The sequence below is a fragment of the Streptomyces sp. NPDC057249 genome (assembly GCF_042669245.1).
GTDB lineage: Bacteria > Actinomycetota > Actinomycetes > Streptomycetales > Streptomycetaceae > Streptomyces.
Genome location: NZ_JBHUXS010000011.1, coordinates 104767 through 128510 on the forward strand (window position 1 = coordinate 104767; position 23744 = coordinate 128510).

Sequence of the window (23744 nt, forward strand, 5' to 3'; positions counted from 1 at the left end):
GCCGATGTACCGCAAGGAGGGCGACATCGCGGGCGACCCCGGCCCGGCGGGGACCACGGCGGCCACCGGGCTCGGACCGCTGCTGGTCAGCCTCCAGCTGACCGACTCGGCGTTCCCGAGCGGCTTCTACACCCTCTCGCACAGCCTGGAGGGCTACGCCCAGGCGGGCGCCGTGGACCCCGAGAGCCTGCCGCTGCTGCTGGCGGACCTGCTGCTGCACGGAGTCGGACCCGCCGACGCCACCGCGCTCGCCCTCGCCCACCGGGCGACCGCGGCGGGCGACCCGGAGACCGTGGTCCGGATCGACGAGCACCTGTTCGCCACGAAACTGGGCCGGGAAATGCGCCAGGCCGCCACCCGGACCGGGCGCCAGCTCCTGGACCTGGGCCACGAGGTCTTCGACCGCCCCGAGATCGGCGACTACTACGACCGGGTCGTGCGCCGCGAGGCCCCGGGCACCCAGGCGGTGGCCGCCGGGATCGTCTACGCGGCGACCGGTGTCCCGGTCCGCCAGGCGGTCGCCGCCGACCTGTTCGCCTTCTGCGTCAGCTTCGCCGGGGCCGCCCTGCGGCTGCGGCTGACCGACCACCGCGCGGCGCAGACGCTGCTCAGAGGCGCCGCGCCCGTCATCGAGACCACCGTCGACGCGGCGCTGCGCAGGGAGCTGGACGACGTCGGCGCCACCGTCTTCGCCTCGGACGTCATGTCGGGCCGTCACGAACGCGCCGAGGCCCGGCTCTTCGCCAGCTGACCAACCCCACCCCCACGACACCCCAGGGAGCACCATGGACGACAACGTACTCAGGGTCGGCATCGGCGGACCCGTCGGTTCCGGCAAGACCGCGCTCATCGAGGCGCTGGTCCCGGTCCTCATCGCACGCGGCCACCGCCCCGCCGTCATCACCAACGACATCTACACCCAGGAGGACGCCCAGCACGTCCGCCGCACCCTGGCCGGCGTCCTCGAACCCGAGCGCGTCGTCGGCGTCGAGACGGGCGCCTGCCCGCACACCGCCGTACGCGACGACCCGACGATGAACCTCGCGGCCGGCGCCGAGATGCTGGAACGCTTCCCGGACACCGACACCCTCCTGTACGAGTCCGGCGGCGACAACCTCACCCTGACGTTCAGCCCGGCCCTGGTGGACCTGTTCCTCTTCGTGCTCGACACCGCGGAGGGCGAGAAGATGCCCCGCAAGCGCGGACCCGGCATCACCGACTCCGACCTCCTGGTCATCAACAAGATCGACATCGCGCAGTACGTGCGTACGGACATCGACGTCATGGAGTCCGACGCCCACCGGGTGCGGGGCGACCGGCCCGTCGTCCTCACCGACTGCCTGACCGGCGTGGGCGTGGACGAGATCGCCGGCTACCTCGCGTCGCGCCGCAAGGTGCTGATCTGACGTGCCGCTCGCCCCGCACCGGCCGAAGGCCCGGCTCGCCGAGGAGTACTACACGCCCGTCCGCGTCCCCCCGGACGTGGCCGCCCTGGCCTCCGTCCCGGACACCCTGGCACCCGGCTCCCCGGCCAAGGTCGGCATCCTCGACCTCGCCTTCGCCGTGCGGGGCGGGCGCACCGACCTCGTCGGGCGCTACCAGAAGACCCCGCTCCAGATCATGCGCCCGCTGTGGATCGACCCCGCCCAGCCCGGCATGAGCTACGTGTATCTGATGGCGACCGGCGGCGGCATCGCCCAGGCCGACCGCTACCGGATGGACTTCCACTGCGGCCCCGGCACCCAGGTCCACCTGACGACCCAGGCCGCGACCAAGGTCTTCCGGATGGAGCACGACTACGCGAGCCAGCGCGTCCACCTCACCGCCGAGGCCGGCAGCTACGTCGAGTACCTCCCCGACCCGCTCATCCCGTTCCGGGACGCCCGGTTCTACCAGCGCACCGAGGTCACCGTCGCGCCCGGTGCCACCGTTCTCGTCGGCGACACCCTCACCGCCGGCCGGCTCGCCCGGGGCGAGCGCCACGTGTACCGGATGCTCGCCACCGACCTCCGCGTCCGCCGGCCCGACGGCACCCTCCTCGCCGTCGACACCCTGCGCCTGGCACCCGGGCGGCCGGGCACCGGCGTCCTCGGCCCCGGGGTGTTCGCCGGCCGCGACCACGTCGCCTCGCTCTTCGTGGTGACCGACCGCGTTCCCGCCCCCGGGCTCGCCGACGCCCTGCACGAGGCGCTGGCCGGGCTCGGCGTCCTGTACGGGGTGAGCGTGCTGCCCCGGGACTGCGGGGCGTGGGTGCGGCTGCTCGACGACAGTCCGGTCCGGGTCGCCGAGGCCCACCGGGCCGCCTGGCACGCCGTACGCCGGCTGCTCACCGGCCACCCGCCGCCCGACCTGCGCAAACCGTAACGCCTCCCGCCCCGCCCCTCCCGACCCGAGGTACCGCCGATGATCACCGCTCCCGCGCCCATGCCGGCCGCGTACGACTCCGGGGACACCGCCTGGCTGCTCGCCGCCACCGCCATGGTCCTGCTCATGACGCCCGGCCTGGCGTTCTTCTACGGCGGCATGGTGCGCACCCGGCACGTGCTCATGATGATCAAGATGAGCTTCGCCGCACTGGCCTTCGGCACGCTCGTCTGGTGGGTCATCGGCTACACCCTGGCCTTCGGGCCGGACGTCGGCGGTGCCGGGATCATCGGGAACCTCGATCACGTGTTCATGAAGGGCATCCAGCTCAACACGCTGAGCGGGGCCATCCCCACGTACATCTACAGCACCTTCCAGATGGGCTTCGCCGTCATCACCGTGGCGCTGATCAGCGGCTCCATCGCCGACCGCGCCACGATGCGGGGCTGGCTCGTCTTCGTCGTGCTGTGGCTGCTGATCGTCTACATCCCGATCGCGCACTGGGTGTTCGACAAGGACGGCTGGATCGTGAAGCACCTGGGCGCCCTCGACTTCGCCGGCGGACTGCCGGTGGAGCTCAACTCCGGGGTGGCCGGGCTCGCCGTCGCCCTCGTGCTGCGCGCGCCCCGCGACTTCGCGCGCCGCGAGGAACGCCCCAACAACATTCCGCTCGTGGTCGTCGGCGTCGGGCTGCTGTGGTTCGGCTGGTTCGGCTTCAACTCCGGCTCCGCGCTCACCGACCAGGGCACGGCCGCTGCCGCGTTCATCAACACGCAACTCGGCGCGGCGGGCGCCATGGTGACCTGGCCGCTGGTCGAGAAGTGGCGCACGGGCCGGGTGAGCACCATGGGCGTCGTCTCCTCCGCCGTCGCGGGCATGGTCGCCATCACCCCGGCCTGCGGCGAGATCAACACCCTCGGCGCGGTGATCACGGGTCTGGTCGTGGGCGCGGTGAGCGCGTACGCGATCACCCTCAAGTTCCGCTTCAACGTGGACGACACGCTCGACGTGGTCGGGGTGCACGGGGTCGGCGGGCTCATCGGCCTGATCATGGTCGGGCTCTTCGCCACGGCCCGCATCAGCGGCAAGGAGGGCCTGTTCTACGGCGGCGGCTGGGGCCTCCTCGGCAAGCAGCTCGTCGCGATCGTGTCCGTGATGGCGTTCTCGTTCATCCTCACCTGGCTCATCGCCAAGGCCGTCGACCTGACCGTCGGCTTCCGGGCGAAGGAGGAGTACGCGAACGTGCCCGGCGAGGAGGCCGAGCGCGCCTACGACTTCCAGACCGCCGAGCGCCTGGGTGCGCTGGTCTCCGGCCGGCGGGTGGCGAGCGACGACGAACTGGTCCAGCAGATCAGCCGGCTGCTGCGGGCCCGCGAGAGCGAGAAGTAACCGCTCACGCCCTGGTCGGACGCAGGAAATCGCGTACGAAGGTGCGGTGCCACCAACAGCCGGTGGCCCGCAGTTCGGACCACGTGGTGAACCGGTAGCGGAAGACCCTGGCCCGCACCTGGGCGGGCGGGGCGTCCGGGAACGGGTTGTGCCGCAGCAGCCGCAGCGTGTCCCGGTCGTTCTCCAGCAGCCGCTCCACGAACGGCCCGAACCAGGCCCGGGCGTACGCGGGCGAGAGCGCCGCGAACCACATCATCCAGTCGAGCCGCAGATGGTACGGGGCGAACTGGCGCGGCATCCGGCGCGGATCACCCGGCTTGCCCCGGAAGCCGTACTCCTGCCACACCGTGCCCGGGTGCACCACCGCGTCCGCCGTGCCCTCGACCACCACCTCCAGCCGGACCCGGCTGATGCTGCCGAACGCGCCGTACGTGTTGACCAGGTGCAGCGGGTCGAAGGACCGGTTCATCACCTGGCGGCGGGAGACCAGATTGCGGGCCGGACGGTAGCTGAGGGCCACGACCAGCGCGGTGACCGCGACGACCACCACGGCGTACCAGACGGGCGCGCCCCGCTGGACGGGCGGCTCGGTCACCGGCGACCAGTCGACGGCCGGCAGGGCGAGCGTGATGGTCAGCCAGTTGAGCCAGGCGAAGTTCCCCGAGAGCACCAGCCACAACTGCGTGACGATCATCAGCCCGGCCGCCACGCTCGCCACCGGCTGCGGGGTGAACAGCAGCACCGGGACGAGCAGCTGGGTCACATGGTTGGCCGCCACCTCCACCCGGTGCACCGGGCGGGGGAGGCGGTGGAAGAACCAGCTCAGCGGACCCGGCATCGGCTGCGTCTCGTGGTGGAAGTCCAGACAGGTCAGATTCCGCCAGCAGGCGTCGCCGCGCCACTTGATGAGCCCGGCGCCGAACTCCAGCCGGAACAGTACCCACCGCAGCAGCCAGAGCACCAGCACCGGCGGCGCCGTTCCCGCGTTCCCCAGGAAGACGGCGAGGAAACCCGTTTCGAGCAGCAACGACTCCCAGCCGAAGCCGTACCAGACACCGCCCACCTGCACGATCGACAGATACAGCAGCCACGGCAGCGCCCACAGCGCCATCGCGGCCCCCAGCGGCACCCGGTTGTCCGCCCCGGCGATCAGCGCGACGGAGACGGCGCACCCGGTCCAGGCGACCACGGCGAAGAAACGGTCGGAGTAGTGCAGCCGGAAGAGCCCCGGGGCGGTGCGCCAGGACGTACGCCGCAGCGCCCCGGTCGCGGGCAGCATGCCGTGCTCCCCGATCAGCGCCCGGAACTGGAGCGCCGCGGTGAGGAAGGCGGCGAGGTAGATGACGGCGAGGGCCTTCTGGAAGACCAGCCGGCCGAGCCAGTAACCGTCAGCGGTGAACCACTCCATCGCTCCCAGTATGGCCCGCCGGCCTCGGGCTCACCGGCCTCGCGCCTCGCGCCGCGCGCGCTCCTCCGCGACGATCCGGCGCAGCGTACGGCCGAGCCGGCGGGCGTACCACCGCTGGAGCACCGGCACCAGCGGTCCGCCGAGCCGCGCGTACCAGCGGGCGGGCCGGCTGAACGCCGTCACCGTGAACGAGACCGTGCCGTCGTCGGCGAGTTCGGCCACGAAGCACTCCTCGCCCCGCTCGGGGTGGCCGCTCTCCGTCCCGTATCCGAACCCGGTCCGGGCGGGCCCGTACTCGGCCCAGACGACCCGGCAGGGGACGGCGAGCCGCAGGGGGCCGGCCTGTACCGCCACCCGAACGGCCGTCCCCGGCTCGGCGCGTGTCGTGGACGCCTCCACACGCGCTCCCGACCGGCGATGGAGACGGAACTCGGTGATCGCGGCGCCGGCCGCCTCGAAGTCGCCCTGTCCGCGCCCGACCGCGGCGCGGTGGTGCAGGTGGTGGTAGCTGCCGGGGAGCGGGCCGAGACGGGTGGCCCCGACTTCCGGATAGGTGAGGCTGCTGTGGCTCATCGGCTGCTTCCTTCGTTCATCGGGTGCTTCCTTCGTCAGGGAGGCGCAGGCGCTGCCAGGCGAGGACCGAGCAGAGTGCGAACCCGAGCGCGTTGCCCACGCCGTGGGTGGCGGCCATCCAGAGGAGGCCGGGATGCGGCATTCCGGTCGCCTCTCCCAGCGCCCAGGTCAGGGCGAGGACCATGGTCCCGGCGAGCACGGCGGCCGAGACGGCGAGCAGCAGCCGGGTGGCGCGGTCGCGCTGGGCGGGGCGGACCGTCCGCCAGGTCAGCAGCGCCACGGTCCACATCCCCGCCGTCAGGACCACCGCTCCGCCGAGTTCGGCCCAGTCGCCGATGAAATAGCCGGCCAGCACGAACAGGGTGCCCAGGGGGACGCTGAGCGCCGCGAACCGGCCCGCCGGGCCATCGGCCACCCGGCCCACCAGACCCGCTACCAGTGCCGCGGCGAACCCGGCGAAGTGGAAGTGCGGCACAGTCAGCGCCAGGATGCCGAGTCCGAAGCCGAACAAGGGGTGGCCGGCGCGCTCGGCGACCAGCGCGGTGGCGGCGACGGCCGGCGTCACCAGCGCCGTGAGCAGGGCGATCTCGGCCGGTGCCGGCACCGCGGACCGCGGCGGGCCGCCCCGGCGCGTGACGCGGGGCACGGCGTGCAGCGCGAGGAGTACGGCCCCGAGTCCGTAGCAGAGGGCCAGGACCGTGGCGGCCGTCCCGCGCGGCAGCCAGAGGGAGACCGCACCGGGCGCGGCGAACACCGGCCAGAGCCGTCCGATCCGGGCCAGGTCAGGCGCGCCGGTGAGCCGCAGCCCGGCCGGCACGATCACCAGCATCCCCAGCATGACGATCAGTCCGACAAGGACCGGCATGACACCCACTTTCAGGTTTGAACGTGTTCAAAAACTCTGATGCCCCGACTCTACGGGGCTATTTGAACGCGTTCAAGACGGCCCTGGCCGTACGCCTGCCGAGCGGCGGTTGGCTTGCGGGGGCGGGGGAAGTGCGGCAGACATGGAAGGAGCGACCGGGAGACCGGTGACCAGGCAGGAGACCAGCCCGTGCCCTCACGCATACGACTGCGCCGCACCGTGTCCGTCCTGCTCTCCGCCGGCTTCGTCCTCGCCGCGGGCTGCGCCCGGGACACCTCCGGGGGCGGCGGCCCCGCCACCGCGACGGCCGGCGCGGGGGCCGTCCTCCTCCAGCCCGCGGCCGATCCCGGGACCGCCCCCTTCACCGCCTCCACCGCGGGCGGCCCCGCCCTGCCGCCGGACGCCGCACGGACCCGGGCACCCCGCTCCCCGTCGGCACCCGGGCAGGCGCTCAGGCGCCCCGGGTCGACGCCGGGCCTGTACGCCGGAACGCGCGCCGTCCCCTCCTGCGACGTCGAGGCGCAGATCCGGATGCTCGCCGCGGACCCGGCGCGGGAGGAGGCGTTCGCGCACACCGTGTCCGTCGCCCGAGGCGGGGTCGCCGGCTTCCTGCGCGGCCTGACCCCCGTCCTGCTGCGCGCCGACACCCGGGTGACCGGGCACGGCTTCCGGGACGGCTCCGTCACCACCTACCAGTCCGTGTTGCAGGCCGGCACCGCGGTCATGGTGGACGACCGGGGGCTGCCCCGGGTCCGCTGCGTCTGCGGCAACCCGCTGGACCCGCCGGCCGGCCCGGGCGGCCCGGCGGCCGGGACGGGGGAGCGGTGGGAGGGATTCGACCCGGCGCGGACCGTCGTGGTCGAGCCCGCGGCGCGGCCCGTGACGGAGCTGGTGATCGCCGACCTGGTGCACCACAGCTGGATCGCCCGGCCGGCCGGCGACGAGGGCACCGGCGACCGCGTTCCCGAGGAGCCGCCGCCCTACACCCCCGACACCGACATCACCGGCCCGCTCCCCGACGTACCGCCGCCGGGCACGAAGCGGCCGGAGTCCCCTACGGAGTCCGCCCGCCCGGAGAAGTCACCGGAGCCCACGCCGTCCCGGCCGCCCGAGGACTGCCCGACGCTCGACGCTCCCGCACCGGAGACGCCCACACCGCCCGGTGAGCCGGCGGTGGCCGGCCACGCACCCGCCCGGGAACCGGGGGAAACGCCCTGCCCGGCACCCACCGGGGAGCCCACGGACGAGCCGTCCGGGGTGCCGTCGATGCCGGACCGGCAACCCGGGTCCGACGAGCCGCCGACCTCGATCCGGCTGCCCCGCGGCGCCGACGACGGTCCGGCCGCGCGGTGGTGAGGGGCGGCGGGCCTCACTCCTCGGTGGGCAGCCAGTTGCCGTGGAGGCCCAGGGGGACGCGGACCGGGATGCGGACCCGGGCCACCGGACCCGACGCCGGGTCCTCGGACGGGATGACGAGCAGCCAGCTGGTCCCGTCGGTGCGGTCGGTGGCGTACGTCATCCAGTAGCCGCCCTCGCCCGGCCCGGTGCCGGGGACGGGTGCGAAGACCGGCTCACCCACCGACAGGTCCCCGGCACGCCACACCACGTGCGGGCCGGAGGGGTCGTTGCCGTCGTACCAGCGCAGCGCGTCGTACTCGCCCGGCAGCAGATCCGGCCCGCCGGAGTCCGAGGCGACGGCCAGCTGGTGGTGGCGCCTGCCGATCAGCCGGTCGTCGGTGCGGGGGAGCTCCATCCGGACGTCGTCCAGCACGGTCCGGCGCATGGTGCCCGCGACGGGATCGATGACCGCGCGCACCAGACCCGCGTGGTTGGGCCCCGCCCCCTCGGCGGGCGCGCCCAGCGACAGGCGGGTCCACTGCACGTAGTCCAGCACCACGTCGCCGCCGCCGGGCTCGGTGTCGTAGGCGTTGACCGTGTGCCACAGCCAGAACGCGTCGTCCGACGCCCAGCGCACCGGGCCGCCGTCGCGCGGGATCAGGGCGAGGCGGGTGCCGCGTTCGGGACGCCAGTCGAGCATCGAGCCGCCGTTCATGGCCGCGGCGATGTCGAAGAACACCGGGGCCAGCACCAGCACCAGGAAGCGCGGGGTGATCGCCATGTCGTGGATCATCATCGGCTCGTCGGCCCCGTCCACGGGGGTGGGACCCCGGAGCACGTCGCCCAGGGGGCCGATCACGGACCAGGTGAGGTGGGGCGGCTCCAGTCCGTAGCAGAAGACCAGCATCTCGCCCGTGATCGGGTCGGTCTTCGGATGCGCGGTGATGCCCGCCGGCAGCGCCCCGCCGAACGTCTCCTTGCCGACGGTCGCCAGGTCGGGCGTCATGAGGAACGGGCAGTCCGACTCGGCGAGCGCCAGCAGCCGTCCCGCGTGGCGCACCACGTTGATGTCGGGCATGTCGCGGAAGGTGCCGGCCAGTTCCGGCCCGACGTCCGGCTCCTGCGGCAGGATCATCGACTCGATGCCTCCCCACAGCGCCCGCCCGGCCCGCTCCTCGGCGACCACGGCGGGCGTCCGGACGAACCGGTTGCGGTAGCGGGCCCGGCCGCCGGAGATCCACACGCCGTGCAGCATGCCGTCGCCGTCGATCGGGTAGAGGTACGAACCGATCGGCGTGAAGCGGGGGTTGGGGCCGTTGCGCAGGAAGACCCCGTCCAGCTCGCCGGGCAGCGCGCCCGTCACCTCAAGATCCGCCTCGTCGACCTCTTCGGTCACGGGGGCGAAGCGCCCCGAGAGGTGGACGACCCGGCTCGGGTCGAAGGCGTGTGCGGCATGTGCGGCCATGGCGGCCTCCCTTGCCGGGACGTGGGGCGCGCGCACCGGGGCCCAGGACACCAGCGCCCGGCTGACTCCTCATTCAATCCCCGGCCGGGAACCGTCGCAACGCGGGCCGCGGAGTGCGGCGGGCCGTCCCCGGGCCCACCATGGAAGGCGCGGCAGGTCGCCGCGCCGGGCCAGGCCTTCGGAGGTGTCCGGTGTCCGAAACCCGTTCCGGGCGGCGGACGGGGAATCTCTTCTTCGCGTTCGCGCCCTGGGTCGTCTTCGTCGTCGTCGCCTCTCCCAGCACCTGGGAGTACGCCGCCCTGGCCGGCCTGGTGGCCGCCGTGGTGCTCAACCTGCCGGACATGCGCCGGGGTTCCCTCAAGGTCCTGGAGGTCACCGGCATCGTCTTCTTCGCGTTGCTGAGCGTCCTGGCGCTGTTCCTGGACCGTCAGGACCTGGACTGGGTGGAGAGGTACGCCCAGGTGCTGTCCAGTGCCGTGATCGCGGTGGTGGCGCTCGGCTCGCTGGCGTTCGTCCCCTTCACCGAGCAGTACGCGCGTGAGACGACGCCGCGGGAGGTGTGGGGTTCGCCGGTGTTCCGCCACGTCAACCGAGTGCTGACGCTGCTGTGGGGTGCGGTCTTCGCGGCCACCGCCCTGCTGGGGCTGCTCGCGTTGCACACCTCGTCGGGGCGCGACTGGTTCAACTGGATCATCCCGGTGGTCCTGCTGGTGCTCGCCGTCCGTTTCACGGAGCGCTATCCGGACCGGGTGCGTGAGCGCTCCCGTGACGCGCACGCCTCCCCGTGAAGCACACCGGCCCCGACGGCCCGCACGGCGACGGCCCCGCACACCTCTTCCGGTGTGCGGGGCCGTCGCCGTGGTGTCAGTTACCGGCCTCCGAGGCGTCCAGCATCGCCTCGCGCTCCACGACCTTGACGCGTTCGCGGTCCTGCTCGGCTCCGAGGGCGCGCTCGTGCGCGTCGAGGCGGTACCAGCCTTCACGGGTGGTGTAGCGGACGCCGCGCTCCTCCAGGAAGGCGGTGACGGCCTCCGGCTCGGGCCGCTCCGGGGCGGGCAGCCGCCCGGCGGAGTGGTCGTCGAGGAGGCAGGCGACCGTCTCGTTGGCGTCGCCCTTCGTGTGACCGATCAGGCCGACCGGGCCCCGCTTGATCCAGCCGGTGACGTACACCGACTCCATCGGCTCGCCGCCTTCGAGGACCCGGCCCGCGGCGTGGGGCACCGTGCCGGACGCGACGTCGAACGGCAGCTTCGGCAGCTCGCGCGAGTAGTAGCCCACCGCCCGGTAGACGCTCTGGACGTCCCAGTCGTGGAAGGTGCCGGTGCCGCGCACGTTGCCGGTGCCGTCCAGCTCCGTGCGCTCGGTGCGCAGGCCGGTGACGCGGCCGTCCTCGCCGATGATCTCCACGGGAGACTCGAAGAAGTGCAGGAAGAGCTTGTGCGGCCGGTCGCCGACGTCGCGGATCGCCCAGTTCTCCAGCGTGGAGGCGACCATGTTGGCCTGCTTGTTCCCGCGCCGGGTCTCGATCGAACCCGCGTCGTAGTCGATGTCCTCGGGGTTGACGATGACCTCGATGTTGGGCGAGTGGTCCAGCTCGCGCAGCTCCATGGGGCTGAACTTCGCCTGTGCCGGGCCGCGCCGGCCGAAGACGTGCACCTCCAGCGCCTTGTTCGCCTTCAGGCCGTCGTAGACGTTGGCCGGGATCTCGGTGGGCAGCAGCTCGTCGGCGGTCTTCGCGAGGATGCGGGCCACGTCCAGGGCCACGTTCCCGACGCCCAGCACGGCGACCTTCTCGGCCTCCAGGGGCCAGGTACGGGGCACGTCCGGGTGGCCGTCGTACCAGGAGACGAAGTCGGCGGCCCCGTGGGAGCCGTCCAGGTCGTGGCCCGGGATGTCGAGCGCGCGGTCCGCGTCGGCGCCGGTCGAGAAGATCACCGCGTCGTAGAACGTGCGCAGCTCGTCGAGGCCCAGGTCGTTCGGGTAGTCGACGTTGCCGAACAGGCGCAGCTGCGGCTTGTCCAGCACCTGGTGCAGCGCCTGCACGATGCCCTTGATGCGCGGGTGGTCGGGCGCCACGCCGTAGCGGATCAGGCCGAAGGGAGCGGGCATCCGCTCGAAGAGGTCGATGGAGACGCCCGGGTCGGTGGCCGCGTCGGATTTGAGCAGCGCGTCCGCCGCGTAGATGCCGGCGGGACCGGCTCCGACGATGGCGACGCGGACGGGGCGTGTCATGGCGAGCTGTTCCTTCGAACGGGTGAGCAGAAGCGGGGCCGGTTGGTAAGGCAAGGCTTAGTCGACCCCGTCGCACACGTTAGCCCCTGCTCAGACCCGCTTTCGGGGCGGGGCGGCCCTACCGGGCGGTATTCGGACCTTCCTCCCGCGCCGGTGCCCGCGAAATCCTTGCTGTGCGGCCCTTCGGCACGCTCCGCAAGTGTGTCCTATCGCACGTTCACCACGTGGACGGTTCAGTCGAAGAATCGGACAAATAGTGGCAGAGTGACGCACATGGATGATCGGGCAGCGGGTGCCCTGTCACTCCCGGACGACTGGCCCGCCCACCCGGATCTCAGTCTCGCCCTGAACCGAATGGGCAGCTTCGACTGGGACCTCGACAGCGGCCTCATGCACTTGGACCGGCCCGCCCTCGACGTGTTCGATCTGAGGGCCGACGAATACGACAACCGGCCGGAGACGCTGGGCCTGCGCGTGCCGCCCGACGAGGGCGTCCGGCTGGACGCCATGGTCTCGGAGACGCTGAAGAGCGGCCGGAGCACCTACGGGGCGTACTTCCGCCTCCAGTCGCGCGACGGCGCTCTGCGCTGGGCGCACACCCAGGGCTTCGTGCGCCGCGACGACAGCGGCCGGCCCCGCCGGATCATCGGCATCGTGAGGGACGCCGGCCCCGAACTCGCCGAGTCCGCCGCCCGCCGCGAGCTGGACGAGGAGCTGCGCCGCCGCACCAGCCTGGTCGACGCCACCACCGCCGCACTGGCCCACGCCCGTACCGTCAAGGACGTCATCGAGGTCCTCAAGAACTCCGAGGGCCTGGCCCTGCTCGGCGCGACCAGCCTGGTCATGGGGCTCACCGAGGCCGGGCGCATCCACCTGGTGGCCGACGGGCCCGAGGGGTCGTTCGTGCCCGGTACCCGGTACACCCGGACGGACGAGCAGTACCCGATGAGCGAGGTCGTCCGCACGCTCGGCCCCCGCTTCATCGAGTCGGCCGAGGACTTCGCCGCCTCCTACCCCGTCCTGTGGCCGCACATCAGCCACCTCGGGATCACCTCCGCCGCCTACCTCCCGCTGATCGCCCAGGCCCGCCCCATCGGCGCACTCGGCCTGCTCTACAGCGGCAAGGACGGCTTCACCGCCGACGAGCGGAACCTGCTGCTGGCCCTCGGCAGCTCCATCGCCCAGAGCCTTCAGCGGGCCATGCTCTACGAACAGGAGCACGACCTGGCCGAAGGGCTCCAGCAGGCCATGCTGCCGCGCCGGATTCCCGACGTGCCCGGCGCCCAGATCGCGGTCCGCTATCGCTCGGCCCGCCTCGGCCGGGACATCGGCGGCGACTGGTACGACGTCATCCCGCTGCCCGGCGGCCGGGTCGGCGCCGTCATCGGGGACGTGCAGGGCCACGACACCCACGCGGCAGCCGTGATGGGCCAGCTGCGCATCGTGCTGCGGGCGTACGCCGCCGAGGGACACAGCCCCGCCACGGTCATGGCGCGGGCCTCCGTCTTCCTGCACGAACTCGACACCGACCGCTTCGCCACCTGCACCTACGCCGAGGCCGACCTGACCACCGGCGTGGTCCAGCTGGTGCGCGCCGGACACGTCGACCCGCTGGTCCGCGACGCCGACGGCGGCTGCCGCAGGGTGCCCTCCGAGGGCGGTCTGCCGCTCGGGCTCTCCGCCGAGTTCGGCCGGCTCGAATACCCGGTCGGCACGGTCGAGCTGGACCCCGGCCAGACCATGGTGCTGTTCACCGACGGACTGGTGGAACTCCCCGGCGCCGACCTGGACGAGGGCACCCAGCGGCTCACCGCCCTCGTCACCAACGGCCCGCAGGACCTGGACCAGCTCGCCGACCGCCTCTGCGCCTCCGTGGACGAGCGCGGCGGTGAGGACGACGTGGCGCTGCTGCTCCTGCGCCGCAAGGCCGCGCAGGCCCCGCAGCCCGGCGGCCGGCTCCAGCAGCACGTCGCCCAGAACGACCCCGAGGCGCTCAGTTCGGCCCGCCACATGATCCGCGCGGCGGTCCGGGCCTGGGGCGCCGGCGACCGGGCCGACGAGGTCGAGCTGGCCGCCGACGAACTGGTCACCAACGCCCTGATGCACACCGATGGCGGCGCCATCGTCACGATCCGGGTCCTCACCGGTCCCGAGCGACGGCTCCGGGTCGACGTCGAGGACCGGTCGAGCGCCCTGCCCCGCCGCCGGGAAGCCGGTGAGGCCGGAGTCTCCGGCCGCGGGCTGCTGCTGGTCGACCAGCTCGCGGACGCCTGGGGCGTCGAGTCCCGGGGCACCGGCAAGTGCGTCTGGAGCGAATTCGTCGTTCCGCCACGCGACTGACCCGCCGCCCGCCCTTCCTCCGGACGGCCGCGACGTCGCGCGCAACGAGACCGTAACTGAACGTAACCTGTCTGTACTTGACCGTGATGGACCGTCGGAGATTGACTGCGAGCCGGTCGGTCTCCCGTCTTCGATGACATGAGGACCCGTTGGGCACTGAGCTACTGGCACCCCTCGATCTCGCCTTCTGGCACCTCGAGTCCGCTGCCCATCCCATGCACCTCGGCGCGCTCGCCGTCTTCGCGTCACCCCCCGGCGCCGGCCCCGGCCCCGACGCGCTGCTCGACCTCCTCGGCGCCCGCGCCGCCGCCGTCCCCCGGCTGCGCATGCGGGTACGCGACGTGCTGCTGCCCGTCGGCGGTGCGGCCTGGTCCACCGATCCGGACTTCGACGTGCACCGGCACGTCCGGAGCGTACGGCTGCCCGCCGAGGACACGGCGCCCGGCGGTGCGGGCTTCATGGCGGCCACCACCCGGCTCGCCGGAGAACTGATGGAGCGGCCGCTCCGCCGGGGCCTGCCGCCCTGGGAGATGTACCTCGTCGACGCACCGGGCGGCGGCCCGTTCGCCGTGCTCGTCAAGCTCCATCACGCGCTCGCCGACGGGATGCGGGCGGTCGCCATCGGGGCCGGGATCTTCGACCAGATCGCCACCGCCACCGCCCGGCCCCACCCCTCCGCCCGGCCGCGCCCGGTGCCGCCCCGGTCCTGGATGCCGGGCCCGCGCCAGGTTGCCGGGCTCGCCCTCGGCCGGATCGAGGACCTGGGCCGCGCCTTCGGAGTCGGTGCCTCGCTGGTCCGGGCCGGCCGCCTCGACCCGCGTGGCGCACCGGTGCTCCGGGCCGGTTCCAGCGGGACCCGGCGGCTCGCCACGGCCGACCTCGACCTCGACGCCGTGCGGCGCGTCCGCCGCGTGACCGGGGGGACCGGGAACGACGTGCTGCTCGCCGTCGTGGCGGGCGCGCTGCGGCGCTGGATGCTGGAGCGCGGTGAGACCCCGCCGCGCGACGACCCGCGCGCCCTGGTCCCGGTCTCGCGGCGCCGGCCGGGCGGCGCGGCCGTGGCGACCGGCAACCGGCTCTCCGCCTACCTCCTGGACCTCCCCGTCTCGGAGCCCGATCCCCGGGAGCGGCTGCGCGCCGTCCGCGAGGCGATGGACCGCAACAAGGCCGCGGGACCGCTGCGCGGCGCCGGGGCGGTCGCCGTGCTGGCCGATCAGCTGCCGTCGCTGGCCCACCGTTTCGGTGCCCCGCTGGCCGGGAACGCGGCCCGGATGCTCTTCGACGTCCTGGTCACCAGCGTGCCCCTGCCGCGCTCCCGCCTCTCGCTGGCCGGCTGCCCGCTGAGCGCCCTGTACCCGATGGCGCCGCTGGCCCGGGGGCAGTCGATGGCCGTCGCGCTGACGACGTACGGCTCGCGCGTGCACATCGGCATCGTGGGCGACGGCAGGGCGCTGCCCGGCCTGGACGGTCTCGCGCGGTGCGCCGACGAGGAGCTGGCCGCGCTTCTCGCCGAGGTGATCAAGGCATAGATCGGACAGGTCGACGCCTTGGGGTCGTTCGGCGCCGCAATCAATGGTGTCACGGGTGTTGACGCGCCCGAGTCATCCGATGAATATTCGCTGGGTGGCAGCGATCATCGAGGAGGGCGGCGACGGGATGCGGCGCAACAGACTGGGCGGCAGCACGGTCGGGATCACCGAACTCTCCTTCGGCGCGGCCGCCCTCGGCAACCTCTTCAGCGAAGTCGAACCGGAACGGGCGGCGGCCACCGTCGACGCCGCCTGGGACGCGGGCATCCGCCACTTCGACACCGCGCCGCACTACGGACTCGGCCTCTCCGAACGCCGCCTCGGCGAGGCCCTGCGCCGCCGCCCCCGCGACGCGTACACGCTGTCCACCAAGGTCGGCCGCGTCCTCGAACCGCTGCCCGCCGCGGAGACCGCCGCCTCCGACGGGCTCTCCGAGGGCTTCGCCGTACGCGCCACGCACCGCCGCCGCTGGGACTTCAGCGCGGCCGGCGTCCGCCGCAGCATCGAGGACAGCCTCGACCGCCTCGGCCTCGACCGCATCGACATCGCCTACCTCCACGACCCCGACGACCACGCGGAACCCGCCTTCCGCGAGGCGTACCCGGAACTGGAGAAACTGCGCGCCGAAGGGGTCGTCGGAGCCATCGGCGCCGGCATGAACCAGACGGCGATGCTCACCCGCTTCGTCCGCGACACCGACGTCGACGTGGTCCTGTGCGCCGGCCGGTTCACCCTCCTCGACCAGTCGGCCCTCACCGGCCTGCTGCCGGCCGCCGCCGCACGCGGCCGGAGCGTCGTCGTCGGCGGGGTCTTCAACTCCGGCCTCCTCGCCGACCCGCGCCCCGGCGCCACCTACGACTACGCCACCGCCCCGATCGCCCTCCTCGACCGTGCCCTCCGGCTGAGGGGCGTCACCGAGGCCCACGGTGTGCCGCTGCGCGCCGCCGCCCTGCGCTACCCCCTCACCCACCCCGCCGTCGCGGGGGTGCTCGTCGGCGCCCGCTCCCCGGACGAGGTGCGCGACGCCGCCGTACAGCTGAACCGGGAGATCCCCGACGCGCTCTGGGACGACCTGCGCGACCAGGGCCTGCTGCCCGGGAACGGACACTGACATGCGCATCGCCCTGCACACCGAGGTCCGCGCCGACCGCATCGCCGAGTACGAGGCCGCGCACCGCGAGGTCCCGCCCGAGCTGACCCGGGCGATCCGTGCGGCCGGCGCCCGCTCCTGGACGATCTGGCGCAGCGGCACCGACCTCTTCCACCTCATCGAGTGCGACGACTACGCCCGCCTTCTCGCGGAGCTGGAGCGGTTGCCCGTCAACGTCGCCTGGCAGGCCCGGATGGACGGCCTCCTCGACGTGGCCCACGACTACTCCGCCGAGGGCGCCGAAGCCGGGCTCCCCGTCGTCTGGGAGCTGTGAGATGACGGCCGGGCCCCGGGTCGTGGACGCCCACCACCACGTGTGGGACCTCGCGGTACGCGACCAGGACTGGATCACCGGTGAGGCGATGGCCCCCCTGCGCCGCGACTTCACCCTCGCCGACCTGGAGCCCGAGGCCCGGGCGGCCGGGGTCGGCGCCACCGTGCTCGTCCAGACCGTCACCGTGGCCGGGGAGACGCCCGAGCTCCTGGCGCTCGCCGACGGCAGCGAACTGGTCGCCGGGGTCGTCGGCTGGACCGACCTCACCGCTCCGGACATCGCCGACACCCTGGCCGCCCTGCGCGAACTCCCCGGGGGCGACCGGCTCGTCGGGCTGCGCCACCAGGTCCAGGCGGAACCGGACCCCGAGTGGCTGCTGCGGCCCGAGGTGCTGCGCGGTCTGGCCGCGGTGGCCGACGCCGGGCTCGTCCACGACCTGGTGATCCTCCCGCACCAGCTGCCCGCCGCGACCCGGGCCGCCGCCGCGCTCCCGGATCTCGTCCTGGTACTCGACCACGCGGGAAAGCCGCCGATCGCCACCGGGCGCACCCGGCCCTGGGCCGACGATCTACGGGCCCTCGCCGCCCTCCCCAACACCGTCTGCAAGCTCTCCGGGCTGGTCACCGAAGCGGACTGGCACACCTGGACCCCGGACGACCTGCGCCCCTACGCGGAGACCGTCATCGACGCCTTCGGGCCCGGGCGGCTCATGTTCGGCTCCGACTGGCCGGTGTGCCGCCTCGCCGCCACCTACACCGAGGTCCTGGACACCGCGCGCCTCCTGATCCAGGACCTGAGCGACGACGAGCGGGCCGCCGTGCTCGCCACCACCGCCGAACGCGTGTACGGCCTTCGGTAGGCGTCCCGGGCGCCGCTGCGGCAGGCTGGAACCATGCCCGAACTGCCGGAAGTCGAAGCCCTGCGGCTCTTCCTCGACGACCACCTCGTCGGCAAGGAGATCGACCGCGTCCTGCCGCTCGCGATCAGCGTCCTCAAGACCTACGACCCGCCCCTCACCGCCCTGCACGGCGGCACGGTCACCGACGTGCGGCGGCACGGCAAGTTCCTCGACATCGGCGTCGGCCCGCTCCACCTGATCACCCACCTCGCCCGGGCCGGCTGGCTCCGCTGGAACGACGCCTTCCCGGCCGCCCCGCCCCGCCCCGGCAAGGGCCCGCTCGCCCTGCGCACCGTGCTCACCGGCGGCGACGGCTTCGACCTGACCGAGGCCGGCACCACCAAACGCCTCGCCGTCCACCTCGTGCACGACCCGGCCGAGGTCCCCGGGATCGCCCGCCTCGGACCCGACCCGCTCGGCCCGGCATTCGACCGGGACGCGTTCGCCGCGCTGCTCGACGGGGAACGCCGCCAGATCAAGGGCGCCCTGCGCGACCAGACGCTCATCGCCGGCATCGGCAACGCGTACAGCGACGAGATCCTGCACGTCGCGAGGATGTCGCCGTTCAAGCTCACCGCGCATCTCACCGACGACGAGATCACCCGGCTCCACGAGGCCCTGCGCACCACCCTGGAGGAGGCCGTCGCCCGGTCCGGCGGGGTGGAGGCGGGGCGCCTCAAGGCCGAGAAGAAGAGCGCGATGCGCGTGCACGGGCGCACCGGCCAGGCGTGCCCGGTCTGCGGGGACACCATCCGCGAGGTCTCCTTCAGCGACTCCTCGCTCCAGTACTGCCCGACCTGTCAGACGGGCGGCAGACCGCTCGCGGACCGCCGCCTGTCCCGGCTGCTCAAGTAGGGGCGCGCTTCGCGGGAGCACGCCCTACACTCCGGCCTCATGCTCCGCGTACTCGCCGTCGACGACGAAGAACCCGCCCTGGAGGAACTGCTCTACCTCCTGCGCGCCGACCCCCGCATCCGCAGCGCGGAGGGCGCCACCGGGGCCACCGAGGCGCTGCGCCGCATCGGGAGCGCCGTCGACGCGGGCCCCGACGACCCGTCCGCCATCGACGTGGTCTTCCTGGACATCCACATGGCCGGCCTCACCGGGCTCGACGTCGCCCAGCTCCTCGCCGGGTTCGCCGCGCCGCCGCTCATCGTCTTCGTCACCGCCCACGAGGGCTTCGCCGTGCACGCCTTCGACCTCAAGGCGGTCGACTACGTCCTCAAACCGGTCCGCCGCGAACGCCTCGCCGAGGCCGTACGACGCGTCGCCGAACAGGTCCAGGACCGAGCGGCCCCCGTCGTCCACGACACCGCGCAGGACCAGATAGCCGTCGAACTGGGCGGCGTCATCCGCTTCGTCCCGGTCGACGACATCGCGTACGCCGAGGCCCAGGGCGACTACGCCCGGCTGCACACCGCCACCGGCAGCCACCTCGTCCGCGTCCCCCTCACCACCCTGGAGGAACGCTGGCGGTCCCGCGGCTTCGTCCGCATCCACCGCCGCCACCTCGTGGCCCTTGGCCGGATCGACGAACTGCGCCTGGACGCCGGCAGCATGAGCGTCCGCATCGGCACCGCGGAGCTCGCCGTCAGCCGCCGCCACACCCGCGCGCTGCGCGACCTCCTGATGCGCGGGACCGGGCGCTGACCAGCCGCTACCCGCCCCGAAACCCCTTCCCAGCGGGGCGGGGTGCCGCCTAAACTCCGGCCCCATGTCCGCAGAGCCCACGCCCCGGCGCGAAGTGGTGACGGGGGAGCCCCGGCGGGTGCGCCCGCTGCCGCGCTACCGCACCCAGTCGGAGATCGACGAGCAGACCGCGCTCGGCGGCGCCTACGTCCGCTCGCTGATGCGCGGGCAACTGCGCGCCGGACTGACCGCCTTCGCGGTCCTCGCCGCCGTCGTGGGCACCCTGCCCCTGGTCTTCGAGGCCCTGCACAGCTCCGCCGTCGTCTGGGCGGTCCTCGGCTTCGCCGCCTACCCGCCGATCACCGTGCTCGCCTGGTGGTACGTGCGGCGCGCCGAGCGCAACGAGAGCGACTTCGCCCGGCTCGTGGAAGGCCGCCCCGCCCCGTGAGCCGCACGTACGCGGTGGCGGCGGTCGCCGTCGTCGTCCTGGCCACCGTCCTCGTCGGCGGTTTCGGACTGCGGATCTCCCGCACCACCTCCGACTTCTACGTGGCCTCGCGCACCGTGCGCCCCCGGCTCAACGCCGCCGCGATCAGCGGCGAATACCTCTCCGCCGCCTCCTTCCTCGGCATCGCGGGCCTGGTCCTGGTGCACGGGCCCGACATGCTCTGGTACCCGGTCGGCTACACCGCCGGCTATCTGGTCCTGCTGGTCTTCGTCGCCGCTCCGCTGCGCCGCTCGGGGGCGTACACCCTGCCCGACTTCGCCGAAGGACGCCTGGAGTCCCGGCAGGTGCGCCGGCTCGTCAGCGTCCTCGTCGTCGGCGCGGGCTGGCTCTACCTGGTGCCCCAGCTCCAGGGCGCCGGACTCACCCTCAAGATCCTCACCGGGGCGCCCGGCTGGCTCGGCGACGTGCTCGTCGCCTCCGTCGTCGTCCTCGCCGTCGCCGCCGGCGGGATGCGCTCGATCACCTTCGTCCAGGTCTTCCAGTACTGGCTGAAACTGACCGCGCTCCTCGTCCCCGCGCTCTTCCTGGTGCTGGCCTGGCAGGGCGACGGACAGCCCCGCATCACCTTCGACGAACACCTCTCCGCGTTCCGCGCCGACCACCCGCTGTACGCGACCTACGGCCTCATCGTCGCCACCTTCCTCGGCACCATGGGCCTGCCGCACGTCGTCGTCCGCTTCTACACCAGCCCCAACGGCCGCGACGCCCGCCGCACCACCGTCGCCGTCCTCGCCCTCATCGGCGTCTTCTACCTCCTGCCGCCCGTCTACGGCGCGCTGGGCCGCCTGTACGCCCCCGAGCTGATCCACGGCGGCGACGCGGACGCCGCCGTCCTCCTGCTGCCCGGCCGGGTCATCGGCGGACTCGGCGGCGACCTGCTCGGGGCGCTCGTCGCGGGCGGCGCGTTCGCCGCGTTCCTCTCCACCGCGTCCGGGCTCACCATGGCCGTCGCCGGGGTCATCACCCAGGACGTGCTGCCCTCGCGCGGGGTGCGGCACTTCCGGCTGGCCACCGTCCTCGCGATCTCCGTGCCCCTGGCCGGCTCGCTGATGGTCAGCCGGGTCCCGGTCGCCGACTCCGTGGGCATGGCCTTCGCCGTCTCCGCGTCCTCCTTCTGCCCGCTGCTCGTCCTCGGCATCTGGTGGCGCCGGCTCACCCCGCCCGGGGCGGTGGCCGGTCTCCTGCTCGGCGGCGGCTCCGCGCTGGTCTCCGTGGCCATCACGGTCAGCGGCGCGGTACGCCCGCCCGGCTGGCCGCACGCCCTGCTCGCCTGGCCCGCCGTCTGGTCCGTACCCGTCGGCTTCCTCGCCATGATCCTGGTCTCGCTCGCCACGCCGAGCCGGATACCGCCCGGCACCAACGCCGCGATGACCCGCTTCCACCTGCCCGAGGCGCTCACCACGGGGAGGCACCGGTGACCGGGGCCGGCTACGCCGTCATCGTCGTGCTCGCCCTGCTGCTGTTCGGCGGGGGCCTCCTGCTCGGCCGCCGCACCGCCCGGCCCCTGCGCACCAGCGACGTCGGCACGCCCGTCGAACACGCCACCTTCGAGACCCTGCACACCGCGTCCCTGGCCGCGCCCCCGCTCCGCGCCGGGCTCACCGAGGACAGCGCCCGCAGGTCCGCCCGCCGACTGCGCTCACTCCTCGGCACCGACGCGCTGTGCCTCACCGACCGCGACGGGGTCCTCGTCTGGGACGGCGAGGGCGACCACCACGGCCGGGACGTCATGGAGCAGGTCGCGGGCGTCCTGGAGACCGGCCGCGACACCGCCTTCCACAGCGGCTGCGACGATCTGGACTGCCCGCTGAAGTGGGCCGTCGCCGTGCCCCTGACCGTCGACCACCGCGTCCTCGGCACCCTCGTCGCCTACGCCCCGCGCGAATCGGCGGTCCTGGCCCGGGCCGCGGGCGAGGTGGCCCGCTGGGTCTGCGTCCAGCTGGAACTGGCCGAGCTCGACCGCTCCCGCACCCAGCTCATCGAGGCCGAGATCAGGGCCCTGCGCGCCCAGATCTCCCCGCACTTCATCTTCAACTCACTGGCCGCCATCGCGTCCTTCGTCCGCACCGACCCGGAGAAGGCCCGCGAACTGCTCCTGGAGTTCGCGGACTTCACCCGCTACTCGTTCCGCCGCCACGGCGACTTCACCACCCTCGCGGACGAACTGCACTCCATCGACCAGTACCTCGCCCTGGTCCGGGCCCGCTTCGGCGAACGGCTCTCCGTCACCCTCCAGGTCGCCCCCGAGGTCCTGCCCGTCGCCCTGCCCTTCCTCTGCCTCCAGCCGCTCGTCGAGAACGCCGTCAAACACGGCCTCGAAGGCGCCGTCACCTCCAGCCGCATCACCATCAGCGCCCTGGACGCCGGCTCCGAGGCCGAGGTGGTCATCGAGGACGACGGCACCGGCATGGACCCCCAGCGGCTGCGCCACATCCTGCGCGGCGAGGGCGGCAGATCCACCGGCATCGGCCTGCTCAACGTGGACGAACGGCTCCGCCAGGTGTACGGGGACGAGTACGGGCTCGTCATCGAGACGGGCATCGGCGCCGGGATGCGGATCACGGTGCGGCTGCCGAAGTACCGCGCCGGGGTGCACGGGTCCTGACTTCCGGAAGGTCATGCCCAGCTCTACCGGCCGTCACCCGAGCACCGCACAATCGCCCGTATGACGACTCCGGCCCTCGTGGCTCCGCCCACGGCCAGCACGCCCCTCGCGCTCGTCCGGGGGTTCCTGACGGGAGGTGTGACCGGAGCGTCGATCGCCGCGCTCGTCGTGGGCGGGATCATCGAGAACGTGCCGCTGTTCGTATCCGGGTTCGTGCTGCCCGCACTCTACGGGCTGCTGTTGTTCCTCGCCGGTATGCCGGGGCGGGCCCGGGAGGCCGCGGTCGAGCCCCGCACGGCGCTCGCGTTGATCGAGAGCCGGAAGGCCGTCGGCGGTGAGACGAGCGACCCGCCGGTGCGGTTCGACCTCACCGTGGCGCCGGAGGACGGGCCGGCGTACCGGGTCGACATCACGCAGGAGATCAACCTCGTGGACCTGCCCGGCTACCGGCCGGGCGGGGCAGTGGTGGTCCAGTACCCGCCGGACCGGCCCTGGCGGGTGCGCATCGTCGAGCGGCCGACGCCGGAGTGGGAGGAGCGGGCGGCTTCGGCCCGCCTCGATTCGGTGCCGGGACCGGCCGCGGTGGCCGAGCCCCCGGAGGGCTGTGCCTTCGGTCTCGTCGGGTTCCTCGGCCTGCTGCTCGGCGCGGCTGCCGTGGTGCTGCTCTTCCGTGCGGCCCTCTTCGGTGACGACGCCGGCGCGGAGCCGCCTCCGGCCGCGCGCCCGTCGGTCTCCTCCAGTTCCTCCGGCTCCTCCGGTTCGTCGACCACGGTCGTGACTTCGGCGTCCGCGACGGCCACCCTCGGCCCCGGCCGGTCGTTCCTCGACCCGGGGGAGCTGGACCGGGCCTTCGACGCGCTCACCGAGGGCGGGGACGCGCGCCGGGCGCTCACCGTCGTCGTGCAGGAGCGCCTGTTGTCGATCGTGTTCTCGCCCGCCGGCACGCGTACTCCGGGATTCGACGCCCGGACGCTGCGCCATGACCGCTTCCCCGCCCTCGTCGATGAGGCCACGGCCGGCCTCGGTGTCCGCACCCCGCGCACCTGGCGGATCACCGCCGACCGCCTGACCGGTTCTCTCGTCATCAGGGTCGTGGTGACCGGCGCCGGGGGAACGGCGTCACTGGAGGCGGACGGCCGGGGCCACGTGGTGCGACGCGCCCCCGCGCGGTGAGGCG

General features: G+C 73.5%; 22 protein-coding genes. 17 read left to right on the forward strand and 5 right to left on the reverse strand.

Annotation, left to right across the window (positions count from 1 at the left end; all coding sequences use genetic code 11):
- Positions 1-4 precede the first annotated feature (4 nt).
- Genes ACFUJY_RS21495 through ACFUJY_RS21510 form a run of 4 tightly spaced genes read left to right on the forward strand, consistent with a single transcriptional unit; the run spans position 5 to position 3753 of the window.
- A complete protein-coding gene (locus tag ACFUJY_RS21495; RefSeq protein WP_383301916.1) occupies positions 5-751 on the forward strand; it encodes an urease accessory protein UreF in 747 nt (248 codons plus the stop codon).
- A 34-nt stretch (positions 752-785) separates the two neighbouring features.
- Positions 786-1406: an urease accessory protein UreG gene (ureG, locus tag ACFUJY_RS21500; protein ID WP_383301918.1), complete on the forward strand. Its 621-nt coding sequence runs from the start codon at positions 786-788 to the stop codon at positions 1404-1406.
- 1 nt (position 1407) lies between these two features.
- Positions 1408-2364 (forward strand): urease accessory protein UreD, encoded by a 957-nt coding sequence (locus ACFUJY_RS21505; protein WP_383301921.1) that lies wholly within the window; start codon positions 1408-1410, stop codon positions 2362-2364.
- Between the two features lie 39 nt (positions 2365-2403).
- Positions 2404-3753, forward strand: a complete 1350-nt coding sequence (locus ACFUJY_RS21510) for an ammonium transporter (RefSeq protein WP_383301924.1) — start codon at positions 2404-2406, stop codon at positions 3751-3753.
- A 4-nt stretch (positions 3754-3757) separates the two neighbouring features.
- Here ACFUJY_RS21510 and ACFUJY_RS21515 read toward each other — a convergent pair whose 3' ends face one another.
- The 3 genes from ACFUJY_RS21515 to ACFUJY_RS21525 are packed head-to-tail and all read right to left on the reverse strand — an operon-like array spanning position 3758 to position 6599.
- Complete coding sequence (locus ACFUJY_RS21515) at positions 3758-5161, reverse strand: lipase maturation factor family protein (protein WP_383301926.1); 1404 nt, start codon at positions 5159-5161, stop codon at positions 3758-3760.
- 30 nt (positions 5162-5191) lie between these two features.
- On the reverse strand, positions 5192-5734 hold the full coding sequence (locus ACFUJY_RS21520; protein ID WP_383301929.1) for a DUF1990 family protein: 543 nt from the start codon (positions 5732-5734) through the stop codon (positions 5192-5194).
- 16 nt (positions 5735-5750) lie between these two features.
- Positions 5751-6599, reverse strand: coding sequence for a YndJ family protein (locus ACFUJY_RS21525; protein ID WP_383301931.1), 849 nt, complete (start codon positions 6597-6599; stop codon positions 5751-5753).
- A 189-nt stretch (positions 6600-6788) separates the two neighbouring features.
- Between ACFUJY_RS21525 and ACFUJY_RS21530 the strand changes: the two genes are divergently transcribed.
- On the forward strand, positions 6789-7955 hold the full coding sequence (locus ACFUJY_RS21530; RefSeq protein ID WP_383301934.1) for a DUF6777 domain-containing protein: 1167 nt from the start codon (positions 6789-6791) through the stop codon (positions 7953-7955).
- A 13-nt stretch (positions 7956-7968) separates the two neighbouring features.
- Here the strand turns inward: ACFUJY_RS21530 and ACFUJY_RS21535 are convergent, their stop codons facing one another.
- Positions 7969-9402, reverse strand: coding sequence for a carotenoid oxygenase family protein (locus tag ACFUJY_RS21535; RefSeq protein WP_383301936.1), 1434 nt, complete (start codon positions 9400-9402; stop codon positions 7969-7971).
- A 191-nt stretch (positions 9403-9593) separates the two neighbouring features.
- On the opposite strand from ACFUJY_RS21535, the gene ACFUJY_RS21540 reads away from it, so the two are divergent.
- The gene (locus ACFUJY_RS21540; protein ID WP_383301939.1) at positions 9594-10190 is read left to right on the forward strand and encodes a hypothetical protein; all 597 of its coding nucleotides are present in this window, start codon (positions 9594-9596) and stop codon (positions 10188-10190) included.
- A 76-nt stretch (positions 10191-10266) separates the two neighbouring features.
- Here the strand turns inward: ACFUJY_RS21540 and ACFUJY_RS21545 are convergent, their stop codons facing one another.
- Positions 10267-11634 carry an FAD-dependent oxidoreductase gene (locus tag ACFUJY_RS21545; protein ID WP_383301942.1) on the reverse strand — a complete coding sequence of 456 codons (1368 nt, stop codon included), beginning with the start codon at positions 11632-11634 and terminating at the stop codon, positions 10267-10269.
- A 273-nt stretch (positions 11635-11907) separates the two neighbouring features.
- Between ACFUJY_RS21545 and ACFUJY_RS21550 the strand changes: the two genes are divergently transcribed.
- The 11 genes from ACFUJY_RS21550 to ACFUJY_RS21600 all read left to right on the forward strand — a co-directional run bounded on the left by ACFUJY_RS21550 (position 11908) and on the right by ACFUJY_RS21600 (position 23740).
- Complete coding sequence (locus ACFUJY_RS21550) at positions 11908-13974, forward strand: SpoIIE family protein phosphatase (protein WP_383301945.1); 2067 nt, start codon at positions 11908-11910, stop codon at positions 13972-13974.
- 149 nt (positions 13975-14123) lie between these two features.
- Positions 14124-15503, forward strand: a complete 1380-nt coding sequence (locus ACFUJY_RS21555; RefSeq protein WP_383301948.1) for a wax ester/triacylglycerol synthase family O-acyltransferase — start codon at positions 14124-14126, stop codon at positions 15501-15503.
- 127 nt (positions 15504-15630) lie between these two features.
- Positions 15631-16614: an aldo/keto reductase gene (locus tag ACFUJY_RS21560; RefSeq protein ID WP_383302223.1), complete on the forward strand. Its 984-nt coding sequence runs from the start codon at positions 15631-15633 to the stop codon at positions 16612-16614.
- Between the two features lies 1 nt (position 16615).
- The gene (locus ACFUJY_RS21565; RefSeq protein WP_383301951.1) at positions 16616-16927 is read left to right on the forward strand and encodes an L-rhamnose mutarotase; all 312 of its coding nucleotides are present in this window, start codon (positions 16616-16618) and stop codon (positions 16925-16927) included.
- Position 16928: 1 nt separating this feature from the next.
- Positions 16929-17786 carry an amidohydrolase family protein gene (locus ACFUJY_RS21570; protein ID WP_383301954.1) on the forward strand — a complete coding sequence of 286 codons (858 nt, stop codon included), beginning with the start codon at positions 16929-16931 and terminating at the stop codon, positions 17784-17786.
- A gap of 33 nt (positions 17787-17819) precedes the next feature.
- Positions 17820-18680 (forward strand): Fpg/Nei family DNA glycosylase, encoded by an 861-nt coding sequence (locus tag ACFUJY_RS21575; protein ID WP_383301956.1) that lies wholly within the window; start codon positions 17820-17822, stop codon positions 18678-18680.
- 39 nt (positions 18681-18719) lie between these two features.
- Complete coding sequence (locus ACFUJY_RS21580) at positions 18720-19475, forward strand: LytR/AlgR family response regulator transcription factor (RefSeq protein ID WP_383301959.1); 756 nt, start codon at positions 18720-18722, stop codon at positions 19473-19475.
- Between the two features lie 64 nt (positions 19476-19539).
- Positions 19540-19902: a hypothetical protein gene (locus tag ACFUJY_RS21585; protein WP_383301962.1), complete on the forward strand. Its 363-nt coding sequence runs from the start codon at positions 19540-19542 to the stop codon at positions 19900-19902.
- Complete coding sequence (locus ACFUJY_RS21590; protein ID WP_383301964.1) at positions 19899-21380, forward strand: cation acetate symporter; 1482 nt, start codon at positions 19899-19901, stop codon at positions 21378-21380. The genes ACFUJY_RS21585 and ACFUJY_RS21590 overlap by 4 nt, the downstream gene beginning before the upstream one ends.
- Positions 21377-22567, forward strand: coding sequence for a sensor histidine kinase (locus ACFUJY_RS21595; protein WP_383301967.1), 1191 nt, complete (start codon positions 21377-21379; stop codon positions 22565-22567). Before ACFUJY_RS21590 ends, ACFUJY_RS21595 begins: the two co-directional genes overlap by 4 nt.
- Positions 22568-22627: 60 nt before the next feature.
- Positions 22628-23740 carry a hypothetical protein gene (locus ACFUJY_RS21600; protein ID WP_383301970.1) on the forward strand — a complete coding sequence of 371 codons (1113 nt, stop codon included), beginning with the start codon at positions 22628-22630 and terminating at the stop codon, positions 23738-23740.
- The last annotated feature ends 4 nt before the right edge of the window (positions 23741-23744 follow it).

Bases quoted from the DNA above. Each gene is read 5' to 3' on its own strand.
- ACFUJY_RS21580 (WP_383301959.1), top strand. From the start codon at position 18,720: ATGCTCCGCGTACTCGCCGTCGACGACGAAGAACCCGCCCTGGAGGAA.
- ACFUJY_RS21545 (WP_383301942.1), bottom strand. From the start codon at position 11,634: ATGACACGCCCCGTCCGCGTCGCCATCGTCGGAGCCGGTCCCGCCGGC.
- ACFUJY_RS21535 (WP_383301936.1), bottom strand. From the start codon at position 9,402: ATGGCCGCACATGCCGCACACGCCTTCGACCCGAGCCGGGTCGTCCAC.
- ACFUJY_RS21570 (WP_383301954.1), top strand. From the start codon at position 16,929: ATGACGGCCGGGCCCCGGGTCGTGGACGCCCACCACCACGTGTGGGAC.
- ACFUJY_RS21520 (WP_383301929.1), bottom strand. From the start codon at position 5,734: ATGAGCCACAGCAGCCTCACCTATCCGGAAGTCGGGGCCACCCGTCTC.
- ACFUJY_RS21575 (WP_383301956.1), top strand. From the start codon at position 17,820: ATGCCCGAACTGCCGGAAGTCGAAGCCCTGCGGCTCTTCCTCGACGAC.
- ureG (WP_383301918.1), top strand. From the start codon at position 786: ATGGACGACAACGTACTCAGGGTCGGCATCGGCGGACCCGTCGGTTCC.
- ACFUJY_RS21495 (WP_383301916.1), top strand. From the start codon at position 5: ATGTACCGCAAGGAGGGCGACATCGCGGGCGACCCCGGCCCGGCGGGG.
- ACFUJY_RS21515 (WP_383301926.1), bottom strand. From the start codon at position 5,161: ATGGAGTGGTTCACCGCTGACGGTTACTGGCTCGGCCGGCTGGTCTTC.
- ACFUJY_RS21525 (WP_383301931.1), bottom strand. From the start codon at position 6,599: ATGCCGGTCCTTGTCGGACTGATCGTCATGCTGGGGATGCTGGTGATC.
- ACFUJY_RS21560 (WP_383302223.1), top strand. From the start codon at position 15,631: ATGCGGCGCAACAGACTGGGCGGCAGCACGGTCGGGATCACCGAACTC.
- ACFUJY_RS21600 (WP_383301970.1), top strand. From the start codon at position 22,628: ATGACGACTCCGGCCCTCGTGGCTCCGCCCACGGCCAGCACGCCCCTC.
- ACFUJY_RS21585 (WP_383301962.1), top strand. From the start codon at position 19,540: ATGTCCGCAGAGCCCACGCCCCGGCGCGAAGTGGTGACGGGGGAGCCC.
- ACFUJY_RS21550 (WP_383301945.1), top strand. From the start codon at position 11,908: ATGGATGATCGGGCAGCGGGTGCCCTGTCACTCCCGGACGACTGGCCC.
- ACFUJY_RS21565 (WP_383301951.1), top strand. From the start codon at position 16,616: ATGCGCATCGCCCTGCACACCGAGGTCCGCGCCGACCGCATCGCCGAG.
- ACFUJY_RS21510 (WP_383301924.1), top strand. From the start codon at position 2,404: ATGATCACCGCTCCCGCGCCCATGCCGGCCGCGTACGACTCCGGGGAC.